This is a genomic window from uncultured Roseobacter sp. (assembly GCF_947491795.1).
Lineage (GTDB): Bacteria > Pseudomonadota > Alphaproteobacteria > Rhodobacterales > Rhodobacteraceae > Roseobacter.
Genome location: NZ_CANLKW010000001.1, coordinates 549,562 through 571,044 on the forward strand (window position 1 = coordinate 549,562; position 21,483 = coordinate 571,044).

Genomic DNA, 21,483 nt, shown 5'->3' on the forward strand with positions numbered 1-21,483 from the left:
CTGAGACCCGCCAAGATAAACGAACGGAGAACCCGATGAAATTTATACGCGATATCATAAACGAAAAGCGCAGTTCCGGACCGGTCAGCGCGTCAATGCCTTCCGAGGAAACTCAGCTGGACTTTGAGGGTGAAACCCCTGCAACCGGGACAGCGCCTGCAGCCCTCAATCTGGGGCGGTATCTGGAAACGCCGGGCCATGATCTGCACGAAGACGCCCCGGACCCGGCGTTCTATGGAGATGAAAACACCGGATACGCTTCCGATGACGATACCTGGGCTGAGGAAAACTGGTCTGACGAAGACTTCTCAGAAGATGACGTCTACACCGACGGCTGGCCAGATGAGAACGACGCGGAAGCAGACGAGATGACCCTCGAAGCAGCCCGCCGCGCGATCAATCCCGATGGGGAAACTGCGGAAGCCGGACTGTCTGATCCGCTGGATCGTCTGTTTGCTGAAACGCATGCCACAGGCTCCGACACGACCCCCGACGAAGAATTCGAGGACGAAGCCCAGAGCGAGACCTGGGAAGGTTACGACGACGAAGAGGGAATGTCGCCGGCACCCACGCCCGCCTCACTCGCAGAAATGCGGCGCACTATGGCAAGCGAACGTCCTGCACCGGTGACCCCCGCCGCTGCTGCAGAGCCTGCCCGGACGTCTGGGGCTGATCTGCTGGAAATGCCCGCCCCGGCGCCTGGTCGCGCCGCTGGCAGTACAGGCCGCGTCAAAACCCGCCTGCTCGGTTTCAGCACCGGTGTTGATGCCGCGGCTGATCCCATCGAAAAAGCTGCCCGCACGGGCCAGGCCCGCTTTCCTGTGGGCTGGATGATCGTTGTCGAGGGACCTGGCCGCGGGGCGTCCTTCACGCTGCAGGACGGTGTCTCGCGCATTGGGCGCGCAGAGGATCAGACGGTCGCCCTGAACTTTGGCGATACAGCTATCTCGCGCGAAAACCACGTCTCGGTTGCCTATGACAGCGAACAGAACAGTTTCTATGTCGGGCACAGCGGCAAGGCGAACCTTGTGCGTGTAAACGACAAACCGCTGCTGAGCACCGAAACTGTCTCGAACGGCGACCTGATCCGCATCGGCGAAACCACTCTGCGTCTCGTCACGCTGTGCGGTGATGATTTCAGCTGGGACACAGACGGTGAAGAAGAAGACGCCAGATATGCCTGACCCCGAAAACCTTGTATGTGATGCGGCCCCTGCAATCAGCCTGGGCCGCCGCGCCTGCCAGGAAGACGCCCTGGCCGTTGATTTCACAGCCGGCGCAGGTTTCGGCTTTGCAGTGCTGTCTGACGGCATGGGCGGTCATGCTGCCGGCGAAATCGCCAGCAAGGTTGTCGTGACCGAGATGTTCAGCGAACTCAAAATGCAGGCCGGAAACCCTGTGGATACGGAAAAGAACATCGGCGCGATCCTGCGCAATGCCGCACTGGGCGCTAACGACTGTCTGGCCTCCTATACACAGCGCTTTCCCGAAACCAGAGGTATGGGCGCTACACTGATAGCACCCGTTATTGCGGCCAATCGCCTTTACTGGATTTCCGTGGGGGACAGCCCGCTGTTTCTTTTTCGCGGCAACCGTCTGTTCCGACTGAACGAAGAGCATTCTTTGGGTCAGCAACTTAAGATCCGTGTCCTGGAAGGCAGGCTCTCGCAGGAACAGGCCGACCTGATCGAAGACCAGGACTGCCTGACATCCGTGCTGATGGGGCGCAACATTCAGCACACAGATTGCCGGGAAATTCCCGTAACCCTGAGACACAACGACATCATTGTAGCCGCAAGTGACGGGCTGCTGTACCTGACCGAAGACCAGATTGCCCGCATCCTGCACGACAACTGCTTCCGCAGCAGTGCGGAAATCTCTGAAAAGCTCATGCAGGCCGTGGCAGCACAGGACGATCCTGAACAGGACAACATCTCCCTGTGCACGATCAGGATAACCGATCCTTCTGTTACAGGCGCGAGAGGCCCTATGGACACCCGCCCGAAACGCCGGCTTTTTCTGAACCTGCATGAAAACAGCGAACCGGCGGCCGGAACGCTGCGCGTTCTGCGCTAAGGCGGCAGAGATGGCACCCGATTGCATTGAAAAACTGCGCACGGCGGTCGCATCCGGCGCTCTGAACAGCCGGGACCGTGCTGCTGCACGGAGGCTGATCACAACACTGAGCCAGCCTGCCAGGATCGCGGTTATTGGCAGACGCGGCGCTGGCAAGACCAGCGTCGTGAACATGCTTGCGGGCGCGACCCTGATGCCCGAAACCGACGGGCTGACCATTACTGAACTGTGCTACCGTACGCCGGAAAAAATGACCTGCGAATATGCCAATGGTGACGTGGTTGATTTTGACGGAATTCCGGACGATTTCACGCTGCCTGAACAGGCGATGCGCCTGCGTTTCGATCTGCCGGAACCGGCACTGGCAACGCGCACTTACATCGAAGTGACCCTGCCTGATGTGCCCGAAATGGCGCGTGACGTTCTGGAAATGGTGGCAGCACAGGTTGATCTGGCTCTCTGGTGCAGCCCGTCACCATCACAGGCTGACGCCCAACTGTGGCAGGTCGTGCCTGACCAACTCAAAGATCACAGCTTCTTTGTCCTTACACACGCGGACCGTGCGGGCAAAGCAGGTCATCTGGACGCCCTGATGCACCGTGCGCAGACACGGTTCGATGGCGCATTTCTGGGTATCTACCCGCTGGTTGCTGCAACCGCCGCCCAGGCCGCTCTGGCGCCGGATCACGCCGGGTCCGTGCTGTGGCGCACATCGGGTGCCCGTGCATTGGTGCGGGATGTGGAGCGTACAATCCTGCTGTCGCGAAAGTCGGACGAAGGGACTGCAGCAGCTTTACTCGACCGTGTAGACACCGTCTGCGCGCCCGCAACGGCCAGCGATCTCACGAACACGCTGACTGCAATACTCTCCCGCACGTCGGGCGAGCTGTCAGCCGCGGATATGAAAAAGACGCATCACGAAGTCATAGAAACCTGCCGCAAGGCGGTGAAATCCATGATCGATGCGCTGCCTGTCGACGCGCCGGTTGGTTCGGCGCCTGAACGTCTCCACACCGAATTCAGTGATGCAAGCACCCGGCTCAGAAACCTGATCCAATTCCCTGCAGATGCCTCGGCCAGACAGGCCGTCGCCATCATACTTCAACTAAATCGGGAACTATACGGCCGCATACACGCGTGAAGTGACCGATCCGGAAACAATGCCGGACCCGCGCCACAATTCAAACACAAGTACGCCAAACCTGATGCTTAGACTTTTAGTCAAATGCAGTACAAATCCGGGCCGGAGATGACATTCCTGCCCGCAAAGCTCCCGGGCGCCAAAGAATGAACACCAAAGAGAATTTTTCGGAAGATCAACAGGAAACGGCCGAAACGCCAGCCGGATACGTGGCACCGCCGCCGGACGCGCTGGCAGATTTCGCCGACCGCAGGAGCCGCCTGTCTGCAGCTCTTCAGGAGCTTACGGGCCTGTCCGGGGATTCCGCGCGCAAACCAATTGCAAAACTTCAAAAAGACCTGTCCGGGTTTGAACCGGCAGTCACCTTTCTGGGACAGGTCAAATCCGGCAAAACCACTCTGGTAAACGCGATGGCCGGATGGCCGGGTCTTCTGCCGTCGGATGTCAATCCATGGACCTCGGTTGTGACATCAGTCCACCTCCAGCCCGGACAGAACCGCACCGCACAGAACGCAACCTTTCAGATGATGAAAGAAGCAGAATGGGACCGGCTTGTTCAAAAAGGCGGTCGACTGGGTGAGCTAGCCGAGAGAGCCGGCGCTGAGGACGAACAGGACAAAATCCGCGCCCAGGTCGAGGCTCTTCGCGAGAAATCCAAAAAGCGTCTGGGCCGCAAGTTCGAGTTGCTGCTCGGGCAAAAACACGAATACGGGTATTTCGATTCCGAACTGCTTGAACGCTACATCTGTCTCGGTGACGACCCCGAAGCAGATGACATGCCATCCCGCGACACGCAGGGAAAATTTGCAGATATCACCAGCTCAGCCGACCTTTGGCTGAGCACACCCACGGTGCCCGTACCACTTTGTCTGCGCGACACGCCTGGTGTGAACGATACATTCATGATGCGCGAGCAGGTGACCATCAACGCCGTGCGCACCAGCCGTTTTTGCGTTGTCGTCCTGTCAGCCCATCAGGCGCTGAGCTCTGTGGACATGGGGCTGATCCGCCTCATCTCTGCCATGCCCTCCCGAGATGTGCTGATTTTCATAAACCGAACGGATGAACTCGCGGACCCGGTGGCAGAAATGCCGCAGATTGAAACCGGCATCCGCAAGGTGCTGGCCCGCAACAACGGACCCGAAGAGGCCGTGATCCTCTTTGGCAGCGCGCTCTGGGCAGAAATGGCCTGTTCCGGAGATATCCCACAGAGCGATCTGGAACGCGCGCGCGGCCGTGAGGACAAGGTTCCTGCCGGACAGACACGTGCCGAAACCCTCTGGCTGGCATCGGGCCTGCCCGCGCTGCAGCAGGCCATCGCCGAACAGATCGTCGGCACGACTGGCAACAGTCTGCTGCGCCGGATTGCATCTGATGCTGCGACCGTTGCCAGTGGACAGCAGGCTGCAAACAAAATCCGCATCGAAGGAGATCAGCAGGCCAGCGGCCTGACAATGCAGGACATTCGCAAGGAACTGGACCACTTGTCCGAACGCCATGTCGGAGCACTTGCAGAAACGCTTGGCCAGCTCACAACAGGGTTTCAGGAACGTGCTGAACGCGCGCATGACGGGTTTCTGCATAACGCATCAGCAGCGCTGGTACGGCACCTCGAAAACTATGGCCCCGAACAGCCCTGGCGGTTCAGCCCGGACGGGCTGCGCAGCCGCCTGCGTTCCGCGGCATCCGTCTATGAGACGCGGGCCCGGAATGCCGCACACAGGCACTATACCGAAGCTGTAACCGACATCGCAGAATTCTATTTCCGTGCGTTCGGCAAAGCGGTGGAAGGGGTGCGTCTGTCGGTGCCGGAAACACCCGATCTGCCTGCACCGGTCAGCATCGCCGGCAGCATCGCGCTCGACTTCAATCAGGGCTGGCTGACCAGCTGGTGGCGCCGAACGCGCGGCTATAAAGCTTTCTCCAGACAGTTCAGTGATCTGATCTCTTCAGAAACGGCGGAATTCCTCGGCGGCATCAAGGGCGACCACACAGCCGAAGTCACAGGACGGCTTTGTGAGGTGCTGGCCGCTTTCATGGCTCAGAACCGGGATATCCTCTTTGAAATCGGAGACAGCCGCGGTGACAAAGCCGGTCTAGAGACCCTTTGTCTTGGCGCTGATGAAGCCCGCCGAACACGCGAAACCGACGCGCTGATCGATGTATTCGAAGCCTTCATCCATGACACAGATACCGTGAGGCACGCAGCACAATGACAAGTAAGTTCAGCGACAGCCTTATGCCACAGCCCAGCGGGCGCAAACCCCGCGTTGCGCTGATGGGAGAATTCAGCGCCGGCAAAAGCACGCTGTGCAACATTCTGCTGGGGCGGTCACCACTTCCCATGCGTGTAACGGCCACCCGCCTGCCCCCGGTTCTGATGACCTATGGTGCGCCCGGTGCGGCTGTCGTTGATATGCAGGGGCTGCGCAGTGAGGTCCCGCTCAGTGATCTGGACAGCGTCTCTTTTGACGACACACGCTATATTCACGTCATGATGGAAGCCGATACCCTGGCGCTCTGTGACCTCATCGACATGCCAGGCATTTCCGATCCGAATATGCCGCGCAACATGTGGGAAACCGTGGTGGGAGAGGCCGATCACGTCGTCTGGTGCACCCATGCAACGCAGGCCTGGCGACAGTCCGAAGCGGCCATCTGGGACGCGCTGCGCAGCCGCACACGGTACGAAAACCTGCTTCTGATTACGCAGTATGACAAACTGCGCTCACCGCGCGACCAGGACCGGGTCATGAAACGTATCCGCAAAGAAACCGAAGGCCTGTTTGCCGAGGTCTTTCCGGTCAGTCTGCTGGAAGCACTCAACGCCGAAGAAGATGTGAATGTCTGGGCGACAAGCGGTGTGGCGGCCTTTTGCGAGCATCTGATCGAGATACTGATGCGTTCCGCACCCGACATGCCTGCACCCGAAGAAGACCCGACAGGTACAGATGAGGTTTTCGCGGGCATCGAACGCGCCGCATCGATGAGCGCGGAAGAGGAGAGCGCTGCTGAAACACCACAGAACAGTTCGGACGATGGCGTTGTCAGACCGCGCCGCGTCCGCATGAACGCACGCCGGGCCAATCAGCGCCGCGCTGAGCGTCAGGTCTGGTCCGGGGCGGCAGAATAAAATGCCAGACAGACCCCCTGCTGACAGTGCGAAATCGATCAATGACCACCTTGAACGGTTTTGCAATATGGCCCCGGATTGCGACCTGGTGGTCTGCGCAGATCTGAACACCCGGTTGCCGCTGAGACATCTCAGCGATCAGGCATTGCCACGTGAAGGCCTCGACCGGCTGACGACACAGGCTGCTGACGCTTTCATGCTCGTGGATGAAACCGGTGCTGAAGCGGACACTGTGATCCTGTTCGGCTCGTCCGACATCCAGATCTGTACACGCTCGGGCGAGGACAAATCAGATCTGCTTTTCGCAACGGCATATGGTCCGAAAGACCTTGTCGGGCTCAGCGATCTGGCCGCAGAAACTGCCCGGCAAATTTCAGAGGCCAACACATGAACGCGCAAACCCGTATACCGTTTCCCGCCCCGGATCAGCCCGATGGTCTTTCAGAGCTGCTCGCCGCCCTGGCCGGTGAACCACCAGAGGCCTGTGCAAAGACCCAGATGCTGCCCGATGATCTTCTGTCGCGTATCGACCGCCTGAGCGGCATGGCCCTGGACACTGTACTGCCACGCAGATTTGACCTGCTCTCAGACGGGCAGCTGATCGCCGGTCTGATCCTGGGTGACAGTGCCTTGCTGGGATTTGACCGCGAACAGAGTGATGCGCCCGCCGCAGCGCTTCTCAGGCTGCTGTCAACGCCCGGACCGCTTGCGCTGACATGTTGCGGACGGCCTGCGCAGGGGACAAACCCGTCCTGTTCTTTGTCTGCGGATCAGATTGCCAGGGTGCCGTTTGACGAGATCACGCCCGGGGACCTGTTGCACCGGACGCTGACGCCCCTGGCCCTGTCTGTTACCGCCTGGACATCACGGACGGACAACAGCAAGGCGCCGGACGATCCGGAGCTGTCGACACTTGCCCGGGGGTTCCGCGAGGATGCCCCCACGCTTGAGCCACGCGGCATTGTCGTTCCGCACAAGGATCAGACAGCCGCGTTTATCTACGGCACCGTCACCAAAGGATTTGCTCTACGGGCAAAGAAAGACGCAGGCCTCAGAGCCCTTGCGCGCTGGCAGCAGAGCGCGGCCAGATCACCCAGCAGGCCATAGTACGCACGCCCGTCAGTTGCCTGTGTTCCCCCTGGGCGCAATGCGAAAAAAGATCGTGTAGAGCGTTGGCACAACAATCAGTGTCAGCAGGGTCGCAAAACTCAGACCACAAATGATAACCACCGCAAGGGACTTAAAGAAAGGATCCCACAAAAGCGGTATCACCCCAAGAACGGTGGTCAGAACGCCCAGGGACACAGGCCGCACGCGGCTGACAGCGGCGTCCACCACGGCCTGCATCCTGTCTTTACCTGCACCGATCTGACTGTCTGTTTCATCAATCAGAACGATCGCATTCTTGATCAGCATCCCGGCCAGCGACAGCACCCCAAGGATCGCCATGAATTCCATCGGTGTGCCCGAAAGGGCCAGCCCCCAGACCACTCCGATCAAAGCCAGCGGCACAGTCAGCCAGATGATCAAGGGCTGGCGAATGGCATTAAAGAGCAGCAGAACCACGATGATCATCGCTCCGATGCCCAGTGGCATTGTCGCGGCAAGTCCTTCGTTTGCCTCTGCGCTGCTGCCGTATTCTCCCTCCCAGCTCAGCGTGTAGCCCGGCGGCAGGTCGATGGCCTCAATCGGGCCGCGGACCTGCTCGAAAAGATCCCCGGACAAAACACCCTCCGGGTTGTCCGATTGAGCGGTGATCCCCAGCGACCGATCAAAACGCTGCAGATTTGCCGCTTCATAGACAAGGGCAAACTCATCAACCACCTGCGCGATGGGGACATACGCGCCCGCCACCTGGCTGTAAATCTGCACATCCTGCAGGCGTGCCGCGTCATCGCGCTCTGCCTCAAACGGGCGCATGATGATCGGGCGCAGCTCTTCAGCCTCGCGGTAAATACCGATCCGCGTACCGTCCAGATGGCCATAGATGGCCGAAACGATCTCTCCCTGCGTCAGACCAAGACGGCGCGCGTTTTCCGTGTTGATGACCGGGCGGATCACCGGACGCAGGTCGCCCCAGTCATCCTTGATCGCAATCGCACCATAATCCGCCATCACCTGTTTGGCCTGTGCTGCCAGGTCGCGCAGAACCGCAGGATCATTGCCAAAGAACCGTGCCTCGATCTTGGCGCCACCCCCGGGCCCCAGCATGAACTTCCACACTTTGGCGTTGGCCGCAGGAAAGTTCTCGTCGATCCAGGGCTGCACCTGCTCCACGAGGCCCGCAATCTGGGAAAATGCCTCTACGTCCACAAGGATCTGACCATAAGCCGAGCTTGCGTCGGCAGCCTCATAGGTCAGCATAAAGCGGGTGTGGCCCTGGCCGATGACGGTGTTTGTACCCGTGACACCGGGCAACTCCCGGATATGCGCGGCGATCTCCGTCAGCTGCGCTTCGGTGACCGAGATGTCTGCGCCTTCCGGCAGGAAATAATCCACCACGAACTGCTCGCGGGTCGAGGCCGGGAAGAACCCCGGCGGGACCTGCGAGAACATGGCCATTGCAGAGGCAAAGAGCGCCACCACGATCACAACAGTCACATAACGGATGCGGATCGCATGACCCAGGAGCACCCGGTAACCGCGCAGAATGATGTTCTCCCCCTTTTCCTCGGCCTGGGTCGGCTTGAGAAGCAGCGTACAGTAGTAAGGCGTCAGCCATATCGCCACGAGCCAGGAAAAGAGCAGCGCGATGCTGACAGTCCAGAACAGACTGCCCGCATACTCACCGGTGTTGTCAGGAGAAAATCCAATCGGGGAAAAAGCCAGAAAGCCCACAATTGTGCCGCCCAGCAGCGGCCATTTCGTCTGGTTGACGATGGCGATGGATGCGTCTGCCGGGCTTTCACCTTTCTGGACGCGGACCAGCGTCCCCTCGACCACCACAATGGCATTGTCGACCAGCATACCGAGCGCAATGATCAGCGCGCCCAGCGATATGCGCTGCATATCCAGCCCGTAAAGATACATGCCCAGCAATGTGCCCGCGACCGTAATCAGCAGGATGCCCCCCATCAGGATGCCAGACCGCAGCCCCATAAAAATGAGCAGCGTGCCCACAACAATCGCCAGCGCCAGAACCACGTTCATGACAAAGTCGTTGACCGATACCCGCACAGAGCTCGACTGGTCGGAAATGGTTTCGACGTCGATGCCAATGGGCCGCTCGGAGATCAGCCCGGCCATGCGTTCTTTGACCAGATCGCCCATATTCACGACGTTGCCGCCGATGTTATTCGATATCCCCAGCCCGATGGCAGGGCGGCCGTTGCGGTACAACAGACTGCTCGCCGGTTCGATATACCCACGCGAAACCGTCGCGATATCGGACAGCTTGAACGACGCGCCATTCTGCGGGTTCACAATCACGAGGTTTTCGATGGCTTCGATCGAGTCCACCGCAGCCGGTGCACGCACAGTCAGGCGCGCTGGCCCGGCCTGGACCGAGCCGCCGGGCGAGACAAGGTTCTGACCTTCCAGCAGGCTGGCGATCTGTGCGGGTGCCAGCCCCAGTTCGATCAGCCGGGCGGAGGCGTATTCGACATAGATCACCTCTTCCTGCACACCGCTCAGAACCACCTTGGACACGCCATCCACGGTCACCAGTTCGCGCTGCAGATCCTTGCCGTATTCGTAGAGCTCACTGATCGAGTAGTCGTCACCGACAATCGCGAAATAGAGCGCGTACACATCGCCAAAATCATCGTAGACAATACTGGGCAGCGCATTCGGCGGCAGTTCGCCCTGCATATCGCTGATCTTGGCCCGCATCTGCGTGAATTTCTGAGCAAGCTGGTCACGCGTCTTGGTGCTCGCAATGGTGAATTCAATTTTCACCGTGCTGCGCCCCGGTGAAGAGACCGAGGTCACTTCCTCGACACCAGAGAGCTGTTGGAGTGCGTTTTCCACGACTTCGGTGACTTCACCCGCCACTTCCTCGGCGCTGGCGCCGGGATAGGGTGTGATAATCTGTGCCTGACGGATAATGAATTCGGGGTCTTCAAACCGTGGCAGAGCGGTATAGGCGAAATAGCCGCCCAGCAGGATCAGAAAGGTGGCCAGCGCCGAGATCAGACGCTTTTCAATGGCGAAACGTGCGAGATCCATGGGTTATTCCCCGATCCGGGATACCGGACGGATCACCGCACCCTCCCTCAGGTAGGAAACCCCGGCAGTCACGATGACCTCACCTGCGGAAAGGCCTTCCAGGACGTCAACTTCATCCCCGGCGACATCCCCCAGAGACACCGGCCGCGCGCTTACCGAACTGTCCGTTTCATCGACAATCCAGACAAAAGTGTTTGCACCGGTATCTGTGCCAATCGCGGAAAACGGAATACGCATGGCCGCAGCTGCCTGTTCACCACTGGACACGATAACGGTGCCGACCATACCGGGCAGAACCTGAGCACCCTCAGGCACCGTGATGCCGACGCGGGCGCGGTAGGTCTGTGTGCCCAGATCCGCCTGGGTCGAGAATTCCACCAGTTCTGCCGGGATTGCCTGACCCGGTCTCGCTTCAAGCAGTACGCTTGAGGACACATCCTCCCGCGCGCTCCAGATCAGAACGTCCGGCCCGGGCACATCAAAGACCAGATCAACAGTTTCGAGAGCCTGCAGCAGAACGACACTCTGACCGGCGGATACATTTGTAAAGTTGTCGATATCGCGGCGCGCGATGATCCCGTCAAAGGGCGCGCGCAGAGTTGCATCATTCAGGTTGTCCAGTGCGGTACGCAGCTGACTGTCAAAGCCCCGGATCACGGCTTCGGCGGCCGAGATATCTTCTTCGCGCCCGCCTGCCCGTCCGATTGCGAGTTGTTCCAGCGATGCCTGCAAGGCCGCACGCGCAACCTGGGCTGCCGCATCATCCTGCTCCAGCCGCGCCTCGGAGACGACACCGCGCTCGGCAAGCTGGCGGGTCCGTTCAAGCTGATCCTGGGCCTGGTCGACCTGGGCCTGGGCTGCCGCGACATCGGCCTCAAGGGCTGAAACCTCTTCGTCCCGCGCACCACGGCGCAGGATCTGCAACTGCGCCACGGCCTGGTCACGCTGGCTTTGCAACTGTGCCACAGCTTCCTCAAACGCCCGCTGGTCAAGCCGCGCGATCACATCGCCCTCAACAACGTTCGTGGCACCACGCACCGGCAGCTCCACGACCTCACCCGAGACTTTGAACGACAGAACAGCTTCCTGAGAGGGTTGAACAATCGCGGGATAGCGGCGTTCGATGGTCCGTGCACTTTCCTCAACCGTGATAACCTTGGCCGGTCTTGGTGGCTGGCCGGGTGCGTCCTGCGCCCCACCTGCCGATGCCCAGACCACAGCCATGCTCAGAATTATTGCCAGTCTCATAGATGCCCCCTGTACCTGCTCAAAGAACTACCATGCCTGGCGTGTAAGAACAGAAAAAAACACAAACAACGGTTGCAATGCAGCACGCGCTGCAACCTCAGCCGCCGACCATATAGGGCATCATCACCAGTTCACTGTCTTTGGTGACTTTTGTGAACCAGGCATCACGGTAAATCACCCCGTCCAGCGAGAACGAAACCCCGCGCCTGATCTGTGGCGTGAGACCGGGGTGTTTTTCCGCCAGCTGGTCTAACACCTGGCGGAGATTAGCCGCGTCAACCTCGACGTATTCCTGTCCGTCCGCCAGGCTGCGCAGTGAGCCCCAGAGCTTCACGCGCACCATGGTTCAGCCCTTTTCAGAGAGTGCCCTGAGCAGGCGCGGCGGCGACATGGGCAACTCCGTGAGACGCACACCTGTGGCCCGGGACACCGCATTGCTGATCGCTGCAAGTGGCGGCACAATCGGCGTTTCACCCACACCGCGCACACCGTAGGGGTGTCCGGGGTTCGGGATCTCCAGAATGACCGTTTCGATGGGCGGCAGGTCAGAGGCGACAGGAATACGGTAATCAAGAAAGCCCGGGTTTTGCAGACGCCCGTCTTCTCCATAGATGTATTCCTCGTTCAGCGCCCAGCCGATCCCCTGCACGGCACCGCCCTGCATCTGGCCTTCGACATAGTCAGGATGCACCGCTTTGCCCGCGTCCTGAAAGATCGTGTACCGCAGCACTTTGGTAGCGCCGGTTTCGGGATCAATCTCTGTGTCCACAAGATGCACGCCAAAGCTGACGCCCGCACCGTCTGCATTCACCTCATGATGGCCGGCAATGGGACCGCCTGTGTTGTCGGCCACTGCCGCAATTTCTGCGATGCTCATCGGCTCAAAGTCCCCGGCATTGGGCCCGGAGGGGCGCGCGTACCCGTCCTCCCAGACAACCGCGTCCTCGTCGATATCCCAGATTTTCGCCACACGGCGGCACATCTCGCGGATCGCGGCCCGCGCAGCCTCGATCGTTGCGAGCCCGACGGCAAATGTCACCCGGCTGCCGTCTGTTACGTCGTTAAAGCCCAGTGAGTTGGTGTCTGTGATGACGGTGCGCACCTTTTCATAGGGAATGCCCAGCTCTTCTGCTGCCATCATGGAAATAGACGCGCGCGAGCCTCCGATGTCCGGGTTGCCTTCGACCACGCCCACCGTGCCGTCCGAATTGAGGTTAAGCGATACACAGGTATTCCCCCCAAAGTTGAACCAGAAGCCGCAGGATAGGCCCCTGCCCTGATTTTCTCCCAGAGGTGCCGTGTAGTGTGGATGCGCTTTGGCAGCCTCCAGCGTGGCCACGAGGCCAATCTCGTTAAAGGTCGGGCCATAAGAGGACAGTGTGCCCTTGCGCGCAGCATTCAGAATGCGGGTATCCAGCGGATCGAGATCAAGCGCCAGACACAGCTCGTCTACAACGCTTTCCACGGCATAGATGGCCATGGGAGCCCCCGGAGCCCGGTATGCCACCTCTTTGGGCCGGTTGGTCATCACATTCCAGCCCAGCGTCTGAACCGCCTCCAGATCATAGGCCGCAAACGCTGACTGTGCGCCAAATTCCACCGTACCGCAGGGGAATGCACCGCCCTGATAGCGCAGTTTCGCCTGGGCTGCCGTGATACGGCCGTCCTGTGTCATTCCGATTTTGACGTCTGTTGACGATGAAACTGTCGGGCCGGTTGCGCGGAACACTTCTTCGCGCGTCATGACGATTTTCACAGGCCGGCCTGCTTTGCGCGACAGCGCCAGCGCAACGGGTTCGATAAAGACAGTTGTCTTGCCGCCAAAACCACCCCCGATTTCAGAGGCCGTGACACGCAGCTGGCTGGCATCCATGCCCATCAGCGCAGAACAGATCGTGCGAACGTTGTATTGCCCCTGGGTGCAGCACCACAGGTCACCACGCCCATCCATCCCCATCGACGCCAGACAGGCGTGCGGCTCAATATAGCCCTGGTGGGTCGCAGCTGTTTTAAACGTCCGCTCTATGATTTTGTCGGCTTTGGCAAATCCTGCTTCCAGATCGCCATGCCCGAATTCAAAGTGGCTGGTGACGTTTTCAGACATTCCCGCGCCGACGGATTCGTCCGCGCGCCCGGACTGGACCACGGGTGCATCGGGTTTCATTGCCTCGTCAACATCCGTCACATGCGGCAGCACCTCATAATCGATACTGATCAGCCGGATCGCCTGACGTGCCGTCGCCTTGTCTACGGCTGCAACCGCTGCGACGGCATGACCGTCATAGAGCACCTTTTCTCGCGCCAGACAGTTGTCTGCGATGTCACATAGCCCCTCGTCATCCGGCCGCACCAGATCTTCGGCTGTGACAATCGCCTTGACCCCCCGCAGAGCCTTCGCCGCAGATACATCTATGGACCTGATCCGCGCATGGGCATGCGGGCTGCGCAGAATACGGCCATGCAGCATGCCCGGGGCAGACATATCCGCACCATAGAGCGCTTTGCCGGTGACTTTTTCGATCCCGTCGGGGCGTTCAACACGTGTTCCAACAACCTTGAAACGGCGTTCTGATCCAGCGTCAAAGGCCATGTTAAGCGCTCCTCATTTCAGCGGCAGCAATCTGCACCGCTTTGATTATCTTGTCATATCCGGTGCAGCGACACAGGTTTCCCGCCAGCCAGTAGCGGATTTCCGTCTCTGTCGGATCCGGGTTTTTCTCCAGCAGTGCTTTGGCAGCGACCAGAATTCCGGGGGTGCAGATCCCGCACTGAAGCGCTGCTTTTTCGATAAACACACGCTGCAGTACATGCAGGTTGTCACCGTCGGCCATGCCCTCAATCGTGCCCACTTCTGCACCATCCGCTTCAGCACCCAGCACAAGGCACGAGCACACCAGACGCCCGTTCAGGGTCACAGAACAGGCGCCACAATCGCCGGTGCCACAGCCTTCTTTTGCGCCCGTCAGGTTCAGTCTGTCGCGCAGCACGTCCAGAAGCGTTTCGTCAGGCGCACAGACAAATTCGGTCTCATCGCCATTGATCGTGGTCGAAATATGCAGTTTTTTCATGTCTTATCCCTGCGCCCGGTCCCGGGCAGTCTTTGCGGCACGCACGGCCAGCACACCGGCGGTGCTGGTGCGAAAGGCAACAGTTCCACGTTTGTCATCAATCGGGTTGCAGGCAGCTTCAACCGCAGCCTTCAGCGCCTCAAGCGCGCTGTCCTCCAGGCGGCTGCCAACCAGTGCTTCTGCCGCGGGTGCAACCAAAAGAACCGTCGGTGCAACTGCCCCCACGGCCACGCGTGCGGCTGTTACAATACCATCCGCATCGAGGGTCAGGCTGACCCCGGCGGAGGCGACGGCGATGTCCATCTCTGTCCGTGGAATGAAGCGCAGATAGGCATCTGCTGAGCGTTCAGGCCGCGCAGGCAGGAAAACAGAGGAGATGATATCGCCCGGTTCAAGCGATGTTTTTCCCGGCCCTTTCGGAATTTCGGTCACGGATACTTCGCGCACACCGCCAGTTCCATGAATGCGCACCACAGCGTCAGCAGCAAAGAGCGCGGGAACGCTGTCGGCCGCAGGCGAGCCGTTGCACAGATTGCCAATCATTGTCGCCCGACCCTGCACCTGTGTGGACCCGATCAGATCAAGCGCTTCTGCCACGCCGGGCCACATCGCACAGACGCCCTTGTGTTCATTCAGAGCGGCACCGGAAACACCGGCGCCGATCCGAAAGCCACCATTCTCCGGCGTGATATCGCGCATCCCTGCCAGGTGTTTGACGTCAACGATCAGATCAGGCTCGACAACTTCGGATTTCATCTGCACCAGCACGTCTGTGCCACCCGCGAGTATCCGGGTCAGCCCGGTCTCTGCGACCATCATCGACGACGCCCGCTCCAGACTGTCCGGTCTTTCATATCTCATAGCTGTATTCCTGCTTTGTCACGGGCCACGATGCCCGGTCACAGACCACGCCCCGGGCGTGCCCTGCGGTTTGAACCTTTTTCAACATGGCGAAATCGCTGGTCAATGGCAACGTCGGGAAGTGGGTTTTCTGACAGACTCTGACACCTGGTCGCAGGCCGTTGAACGTATCGCGCCAGACCTGCACCGCGCACCCACAACCGCAAGGTCACATTGCGGACAGTTGCCGTCAAAGCACGGGTTTCAGGGATTTCTGGTGTTGCTGAAACAGGGTTTGTGGCGGAGCGAACGGGATATCGTTCAAACCGTGGACGCTCTCATTGCATCTGAGATGCAACTGCCGCTCCGTTCTCCGATCTGAAGGAAGCAGGCGTTTCTCTTTCAGAAAAGCCTGTGGCGGAGCGACAGGGATTCGAACCCTGGAGACGGTCTCCCGCCTACACACTTTCCAGGCGTGCGCCTTCGACCACTCGGCCACCGCTCCGTTGGCGCGGTTTAACGCGCCCGTGTCATGCTTTGCAAGAGGCAAAATGCGTGCCCGCGCAACACAGCGTTCAGCCGTCCAGATGCAGGTAGATGCGCCGGTTCATCCGGCCCTTCTTTTCCGTCTTGCCCAGACGCACCCGCCCGATTTCGCCGAGACGTGCAACATGTGTCCCGCCGCATGGCTGCAGATCAATCGGTGTGGCCTCGTCACCGATGCGGATCAGACGGATGCGGCCAGAACCGCGCGGCGGCTTTACGGTCAGGGTTTTCACCAGATCGGGCTGCGCGTCGAGCTCTTCTTCGGTGATCCACTCCTCATGTACCCTGGCGTCGGTAGCAATCAGGTCATTGATCGCGCGGGCTATGGCGTCTTTGTCTTCCGGCGGTTCCGCCATATCAAAATCAAGACGACCCTTGTCTGCGCTGATCGAGCCGCCGGTCACGCCGAATGGAATGGCGACTGACATCAGGTGAAGCGCCGTGTGCACCCGCATGTGGCCAAAGCGACGCTCCCAGTCGAGGCGCATCATGACAGTGGCACCAACCGCAGGCAGGATGCTGTGTTCTGCCGGAACGAGGATGATATCCTCGCCCTCGCCTTTGAGGGTCGTTGTGATCTCACACCTGTCACCACCTGCCAGATCCAGCCAGCCACTGTCCCCGGGTTGCCCGCCACCGGTTGGGTAAAACACGCTTTCATCCACGATCAGATGGCCCTGGTCGGTATACCCTGTGACGACGGCCTCAGCCTGCCGCAGGTATGCATCCTCGCGAAAAAGCATGTGGGTCACTTCGGGTCCTCCCTGAGCGCTTCCGGGTTGCGCAACCAGATATCGCGCTGCGCAAAAGGTATCTCGATGCCTTCTTTCGCGAACCGCTCGGCGATGGCGTGATTGATGTCGTTCTGTACGCTGAGCGTCCAGTTCACGTCGCGCAGGATCACCCTGATCTCAAAATCCAGCGAGTCTGCACCAAAGCCAAAGAAAACGATGTTGGGGGGCGGGTTGCGCAGCACCATGGGCTGCGCCTCTGCAATCTCGCGCAGAATGGCATCCACCCGTTTCGTATCCGTGCCATAGGCAACGCCAACGCGGACAATCAGACGGCCCACCGTATTGCCGCGGGTATAGTTTGTGACCGTGCCTGAAATCAGATCAGAGTTCGGCACGATTACATCCGTGCGGTCAAACGTCTCGATCCGCGTTGAGCGCACCGAGATATGCCTGACATAGCCCATCTGACCGCCAACCTCGATCCAGTCGCCCTCGGATATGGGCCGCTCCACCAGCAGGATAATGCCGGACACAAAATTCGACACGATCGTCTGCAGACCAAAACCGATGCCCACCGACAGTGCCCCGGCGACAATGGCAAAAGCCGACAGATCAATACCTGCGCCGGTGATCGCAATAAGGGCCGCAAGAAAGATACCCACATACCCCACGCCGGAGACGAGAGCATTCTGCCCCCCGATATCAATCTTTGTTTTTGGCAGAACGTTCTGGCGCAGCGTGCTCTGGATCAGCCGTGTGATCGTGTAACCAATGGCAAAAATAATCGCAAAAGTCAGGAAATCACCGGGAGAGATGCGCGTTCCGCCAATATCGAAACCGCGCAGGAAAATTGTCCAGAGCTCTGTGAGGTCCGCGACACGGGCACCCCAGGCCAGTGCCAGCATGGGCAGTGCGGCCAGTACAAGAACGAAACCTGCAAAAATGGCGGCGAGGCCTTCCCGGGCCTCGGTGCCCTGACCGGTGACGAGGCCATACACATCCGCAAGGAAGCGCTGCAGGATCATGACCAGGCTCAGAACAACCAGACTGACGATGGTGGGATAGAGCAGCGCATTGCCCGCTTCGGCATAACCCGCAGCAGCCATCACAGGTGCCGTGACCGCAACGACCACCATGATTGTACCAGAAACGCGCAATACGCGCGCGATCCCTGCTCCTCTTGCAGGCTCCTCGCTCTCCGGGTCCGCTTCGACACGGTACCCACGCAGCATGAAGCCCAGCAAAAAGAGAACCATGCCCATCAGCAGAACGATCGGGAAAGCGACGACCGAGAGCGAGGCAGGGGCTGCATTTTCGAGCCCCAGGATCAGATCAACCAGCCCGCGTGAGACGAACAGCAACGACAACAGCAGCATGTAGAACCGCGCACGGGCCCGGTTTTCATCCGACAGAGGGATCAATGCATCGTCTTCGTGCCGCGAAAAGAGCCGTTCGGCCACCCACCGGAACCCCAGCAGAATAGCGCCGAACACCGGAATAAGCTCAAGGATCTGGTCCATCCGGCTGCCTGCCATGCCGGTCAGACGGATCGCATGTGTCAGCAACAACAGACCCAGCAAGGGCAGAATGATCCGGAAAAGCGAAACCAGAAAGCTCCACACCCCGGTACCACGCCCGCCCCATTGCCGCAGCCAGCTCAGCGCCCTGCCCGCCCAGGGGCGTCCGCGGATGATCAGCGTGAGGGCGACAACCATCAAGAGCAGCACCAGAGGCAGTCTGTCGCGCATCTGCTGCTGTCGCACCGGGTCCCCGAGCGAGCGGATCTCGTCGCGGAAATCCGTCAGAACACGCCCCATGTCAGACAGCGCCTGAGGCCAGTGCAGCGGGTTCAGCGGCGATGGCCCCAGCGACAGAAGCCGTCTTGTCTGACGTTCGCGGATGATCGTGTCGATCTCACCGATCAGACCATTGGCCCGGCTGAATGCCTCGTCCGCCACGCGCACCGGTGCCGACAGCGTTTCCAGCTGTGCATTCAGCTCCGCTCGCCTTGACGCTATGTCTTCCGGCTCTTCGCCGCTCTCGGGTACCGGCCCCAGGGCTTCGATCTGCGCCTTCAGCGTTGCAATACGCTCTGCATTGGCAGAGCGGCGGGTCGAAAATTCGGCCCGGAATTCCGCAATCCGCGCACGAAGCTCCTCGAATTCATCGTTGCTGTCGTTTGCGTTCGCCACCCTTTCCTCGGCCTGAGACGCAAAGTTGTCCCAGAAAGGATAGATCGGATTGTCTTCTGCGATGGTACCCTGCGCCGCAGCGGCACATGCCCAGAGCGCCAGACACAACGGCAGCAGTATGCGCAGCAGGATCGTCCTCATGCGTCTTCGAAAACCACAGGAATGTCCGCCGGGGCGCGGGCCAGCCAGTCAGGCACCGGCAGGTCTTTGCTGCGCAGAAACTCCGGGTTGAACAGCTTGGACTGATAGCGCGTGCCATAGTCGCACAGGATCGTCACAATCGTGTGGCCCGGGCCCAGCTCGCGGGCAAGGCGTATGGCACCGGCAATGTTGATACCAGAAGACCCGCCAAGGCAAAGGCCCTCTGTCTGCAACAGATCAAATACGATAGGGAGCGCCTCTGCGTCCGGGACTTTATAGACGACATCAGGCGTAAACCCTTCGAGGTTGGCAGTTATCCGACCCTGCCCGATCCCTTCGGTGATGGAGTTCCCTCCAGCTTCCTGGCCGGTGTAGAGCTTGAAAAGGCCGGAACCCTCGGGATCCGAAAGACCGACTTTGACACCGCGCGGCTGGAGCACTTCACCGACCCCTGCCAGCGTTCCGCCCGATCCCACCGCACAGATAAATCCATCTACCCTGCCCTCTGTCTGCTCCCAGATTTCCGGCCCGGTTGTTTCCACATGCGCACGCCGGTTGGCGACATTGTCGAACTGGTTGGCCCAGATGGCTCCGTTCGGATCAGACTGCGCCAGCCGTTCGGCCAGGCGACCCGAGTACTTAACGTAGTTGTTCGGGTTCGAATAGGGGACCGCGGGCACCTCGATCAGCTCTGCGCCCGCCAGACGCAGCATATCCTTTTTCTCCTGGCTCTGGGTTTCCGGGATGACAATAACGGTCCGAAAGCCCATCGACGCGCCCACCAGCGCAAGACCGATCCCTGTGTTGCCGGCGGTGCCCTCAACAATCGTGCCACCCGGACGCAATGCACCTGTTTCGATGGCATCGCGGATGATGAACAGGGCCGCGCGGTCCTTGACGGACTGACCGGGGTTCATGAATTCGGCCTTGCCGAGGATTTCGCATCCCGTCGCGTCGCTGGCCTGTCTGAGACGGATCAATGGTGTGTTTCCGATGGCCTGTGCCAGATCGCTCATGACATGCATGGATGTGCCCCTTTTGTCTTGCTGTCTGATACCTAGCCTTGCGGACCGGCGACCTCAAGCCATTGCACGCAGCCTTGATCGGTGACGGGCCAGCCAATAGGCCGACGTGATCAGCGGGGCATTCGCCAGTTCCATACGGTCACACATCGCCATCAGCTCCTCAAAGCTGAGGATATGCGAACGGATGTCCTCCTGCTCGCTGATCAGCCCGCCGGTGCCTGATGCTGTATCCGGCAGGTCCGCAAAACCGACATAGATGTAGTAAAACTCAGATGAGTTGCCGGGCGAACAATATGCCTCGGCCACAGAAAACATATCGCCGATCTGCAGCGATGCTTCTTCGAAGGCTTCGCGCCGCGCCGCGTCCTGAGGGGCCTCGCCGGGATCAAGACGACCTGCTACTGGCTCGAGCTGCCACAAAACCCGGTCGCCGCGCGCCAGCGGGCCCATACGCATCTGCTCCACCAGCAGTACCCGGTCGCGTACCGGATCATAGGGCAGAACCAGGGTCGCATCAGGTGCGCGGAAAACAGCACGCATCACTTCCGGCGTTGTGCCGCCATCAAACCTTTCATGCGTCAGATCATATTCATCCAACGCGAAATAATTTGCATAGGGGCGCCGTGTGCGGGCCACAGTGACCTGACCATCCAGCGTGCGGGCACCATGGATACTCTTTTCAGCATTCATGGACGCCCAAGCGCGTGCACGGATCATCGGGAACATCAGACCCACTTCCCCTGGGCTTTTGGTGCCCTGATACGTCATGACCTCAAGCGCGGCCAGAATGCTCAGCCTGCCGTGATCCCGGCTCCAGTCCGTGAGCGACCAGGGACCGTCCGGCGTCCAGAGGTCAGGCTGTGGAAAGTAAACCTGAGCCTGGCGGCCATCATCCAGTGCTTTGCTGTGCAGCGAATAGCCGAAAGCACTCTCATAGTAGTCAAGGCGGGATACGTCTTCCGCCCGCAGCCCCGCGACCAGAAGACCTTCCGCAAACGCTTCCTCATTGGCCAGAATGGTCGGGAAGGGTCCCTCGGCCACCGAACAGACTTCATACCCCGGCAGTTGCGCCGGGGTCAGTGTCACGTGCGAAGAATTACCGATAACGGCATCAAGCAGCGCCGGATCGCGCAGTGTGCCAAAGAAAAAGAAAAGCTGCCCCATAACGGGGG

17 protein-coding genes and 1 tRNA gene are annotated in these 21,483 nt (G+C 59.8%); 7 read left to right on the top strand and 11 right to left on the bottom strand.

Going from position 1 to position 21,483, the window contains the following annotated elements:
• Nucleotides 1-35 precede the first annotated feature (35 nt).
• The 7 genes from Q1A34_RS02745 (at nt 36) to Q1A34_RS02775 (ending at nt 7,457) form a co-directional block, all read left to right on the top strand.
• Nucleotides 36-1,184 (top strand): FHA domain-containing protein, encoded by a 1,149-nt coding sequence (locus tag Q1A34_RS02745; RefSeq protein WP_300030413.1) that lies wholly within the window; start codon nt 36-38, stop codon nt 1,182-1,184.
• Nucleotides 1,177-2,076 carry a protein phosphatase 2C domain-containing protein gene (locus Q1A34_RS02750; RefSeq protein ID WP_300030416.1) on the top strand — a complete coding sequence of 300 codons (900 nt, stop codon included), beginning with the start codon at nt 1,177-1,179 and terminating at the stop codon, nt 2,074-2,076. The genes Q1A34_RS02745 and Q1A34_RS02750 overlap by 8 nt, the downstream gene beginning before the upstream one ends.
• Before the next feature lie 10 nt (nt 2,077-2,086).
• On the top strand, nt 2,087-3,217 hold the full coding sequence (locus tag Q1A34_RS02755) for a hypothetical protein (RefSeq protein ID WP_300030419.1): 1,131 nt from the start codon (nt 2,087-2,089) through the stop codon (nt 3,215-3,217).
• Nucleotides 3,218-3,363: 146 nt separating this feature from the next.
• Nucleotides 3,364-5,433, top strand: a complete 2,070-nt coding sequence (locus Q1A34_RS02760) for a dynamin family protein (RefSeq protein WP_300030422.1) — start codon at nt 3,364-3,366, stop codon at nt 5,431-5,433.
• Nucleotides 5,430-6,350, top strand: a complete 921-nt coding sequence (locus Q1A34_RS02765) for a dynamin family protein (protein ID WP_300030425.1) — start codon at nt 5,430-5,432, stop codon at nt 6,348-6,350. The genes Q1A34_RS02760 and Q1A34_RS02765 overlap by 4 nt, the downstream gene beginning before the upstream one ends.
• A gap of 1 nt (nt 6,351) precedes the next feature.
• Complete coding sequence (locus tag Q1A34_RS02770; RefSeq protein WP_300030428.1) at nt 6,352-6,741, top strand: hypothetical protein; 390 nt, start codon at nt 6,352-6,354, stop codon at nt 6,739-6,741.
• Nucleotides 6,738-7,457 carry a hypothetical protein gene (locus Q1A34_RS02775; RefSeq protein ID WP_300030431.1) on the top strand — a complete coding sequence of 240 codons (720 nt, stop codon included), beginning with the start codon at nt 6,738-6,740 and terminating at the stop codon, nt 7,455-7,457. The genes Q1A34_RS02770 and Q1A34_RS02775 overlap by 4 nt, the downstream gene beginning before the upstream one ends.
• Before the next feature lie 12 nt (nt 7,458-7,469).
• On the opposite strand, the gene Q1A34_RS02780 is transcribed toward Q1A34_RS02775, so the two are convergent.
• From Q1A34_RS02780 to Q1A34_RS02830, 11 genes are all read right to left on the bottom strand, one after another.
• Complete coding sequence (locus tag Q1A34_RS02780; protein ID WP_300030434.1) at nt 7,470-10,517, bottom strand: efflux RND transporter permease subunit; 3,048 nt, start codon at nt 10,515-10,517, stop codon at nt 7,470-7,472.
• A 3-nt stretch (nt 10,518-10,520) separates the two neighbouring features.
• Nucleotides 10,521-11,765: an efflux RND transporter periplasmic adaptor subunit gene (locus tag Q1A34_RS02785; RefSeq protein ID WP_300030437.1), complete on the bottom strand. Its 1,245-nt coding sequence runs from the start codon at nt 11,763-11,765 to the stop codon at nt 10,521-10,523.
• Nucleotides 11,766-11,862: 97 nt separating this feature from the next.
• Nucleotides 11,863-12,108: a MoaD/ThiS family protein gene (locus tag Q1A34_RS02790; RefSeq protein ID WP_300030440.1), complete on the bottom strand. Its 246-nt coding sequence runs from the start codon at nt 12,106-12,108 to the stop codon at nt 11,863-11,865.
• 3 nt (nt 12,109-12,111) lie between these two features.
• The gene (locus Q1A34_RS02795) at nt 12,112-14,355 is read right to left on the bottom strand and encodes a xanthine dehydrogenase family protein molybdopterin-binding subunit (RefSeq protein WP_300030443.1); all 2,244 of its coding nucleotides are present in this window, start codon (nt 14,353-14,355) and stop codon (nt 12,112-12,114) included.
• Between the two features lies 1 nt (nt 14,356).
• Nucleotides 14,357-14,833: a (2Fe-2S)-binding protein gene (locus Q1A34_RS02800; protein WP_300030446.1), complete on the bottom strand. Its 477-nt coding sequence runs from the start codon at nt 14,831-14,833 to the stop codon at nt 14,357-14,359.
• A gap of 3 nt (nt 14,834-14,836) precedes the next feature.
• The gene (locus Q1A34_RS02805) at nt 14,837-15,694 is read right to left on the bottom strand and encodes a xanthine dehydrogenase family protein subunit M (RefSeq protein WP_300030449.1); all 858 of its coding nucleotides are present in this window, start codon (nt 15,692-15,694) and stop codon (nt 14,837-14,839) included.
• A gap of 394 nt (nt 15,695-16,088) precedes the next feature.
• Nucleotides 16,089-16,178: transfer RNA gene (locus Q1A34_RS02810), tRNA-Ser, on the bottom strand.
• A 70-nt stretch (nt 16,179-16,248) separates the two neighbouring features.
• Entirely contained in the window at nt 16,249-16,971 is a 723-nt protein-coding gene (locus Q1A34_RS02815) for an alanyl-tRNA editing protein (protein ID WP_300030452.1), read from the bottom strand.
• Nucleotides 16,968-19,286, bottom strand: a complete 2,319-nt coding sequence (locus Q1A34_RS02820) for a DUF3772 domain-containing protein (RefSeq protein ID WP_300030455.1) — start codon at nt 19,284-19,286, stop codon at nt 16,968-16,970. The genes Q1A34_RS02815 and Q1A34_RS02820 overlap by 4 nt, the downstream gene beginning before the upstream one ends.
• Nucleotides 19,283-20,311 carry a cysteine synthase A gene (locus Q1A34_RS02825; protein ID WP_300030458.1) on the bottom strand — a complete coding sequence of 343 codons (1,029 nt, stop codon included), beginning with the start codon at nt 20,309-20,311 and terminating at the stop codon, nt 19,283-19,285. The genes Q1A34_RS02820 and Q1A34_RS02825 overlap by 4 nt, the downstream gene beginning before the upstream one ends.
• A 54-nt stretch (nt 20,312-20,365) precedes the next feature.
• Nucleotides 20,366-21,475: an NUDIX domain-containing protein gene (locus Q1A34_RS02830; RefSeq protein ID WP_300030461.1), complete on the bottom strand. Its 1,110-nt coding sequence runs from the start codon at nt 21,473-21,475 to the stop codon at nt 20,366-20,368.
• Between the last annotated feature and the right edge of the window lie 8 nt (nt 21,476-21,483).

Coding starts and splice junctions, on each gene's coding strand:
- Q1A34_RS02745 (WP_300030413.1), top strand. CDS start 36: ATGAAATTTATACGCGATATCATAAACGAAAAGCGCAGTTCCGGACCG.
- Q1A34_RS02750 (WP_300030416.1), top strand. CDS start 1,177: ATGCCTGACCCCGAAAACCTTGTATGTGATGCGGCCCCTGCAATCAGC.
- Q1A34_RS02755 (WP_300030419.1), top strand. CDS start 2,087: ATGGCACCCGATTGCATTGAAAAACTGCGCACGGCGGTCGCATCCGGC.
- Q1A34_RS02760 (WP_300030422.1), top strand. CDS start 3,364: ATGAACACCAAAGAGAATTTTTCGGAAGATCAACAGGAAACGGCCGAA.
- Q1A34_RS02765 (WP_300030425.1), top strand. CDS start 5,430: ATGACAAGTAAGTTCAGCGACAGCCTTATGCCACAGCCCAGCGGGCGC.
- Q1A34_RS02770 (WP_300030428.1), top strand. CDS start 6,352: ATGCCAGACAGACCCCCTGCTGACAGTGCGAAATCGATCAATGACCAC.
- Q1A34_RS02775 (WP_300030431.1), top strand. CDS start 6,738: ATGAACGCGCAAACCCGTATACCGTTTCCCGCCCCGGATCAGCCCGAT.
- Q1A34_RS02780 (WP_300030434.1), bottom strand. CDS start 10,517: ATGGATCTCGCACGTTTCGCCATTGAAAAGCGTCTGATCTCGGCGCTG.
- Q1A34_RS02785 (WP_300030437.1), bottom strand. CDS start 11,765: ATGAGACTGGCAATAATTCTGAGCATGGCTGTGGTCTGGGCATCGGCA.
- Q1A34_RS02790 (WP_300030440.1), bottom strand. CDS start 12,108: ATGGTGCGCGTGAAGCTCTGGGGCTCACTGCGCAGCCTGGCGGACGGA.
- Q1A34_RS02795 (WP_300030443.1), bottom strand. CDS start 14,355: ATGGCCTTTGACGCTGGATCAGAACGCCGTTTCAAGGTTGTTGGAACA.
- Q1A34_RS02800 (WP_300030446.1), bottom strand. CDS start 14,833: ATGAAAAAACTGCATATTTCGACCACGATCAATGGCGATGAGACCGAA.
- Q1A34_RS02805 (WP_300030449.1), bottom strand. CDS start 15,694: ATGAGATATGAAAGACCGGACAGTCTGGAGCGGGCGTCGTCGATGATG.
- Q1A34_RS02820 (WP_300030455.1), bottom strand. CDS start 19,286: ATGAGGACGATCCTGCTGCGCATACTGCTGCCGTTGTGTCTGGCGCTC.
- Q1A34_RS02825 (WP_300030458.1), bottom strand. CDS start 20,311: ATGCATGTCATGAGCGATCTGGCACAGGCCATCGGAAACACACCATTG.
- Q1A34_RS02830 (WP_300030461.1), bottom strand. CDS start 21,475: ATGGGGCAGCTTTTCTTTTTCTTTGGCACACTGCGCGATCCGGCGCTG.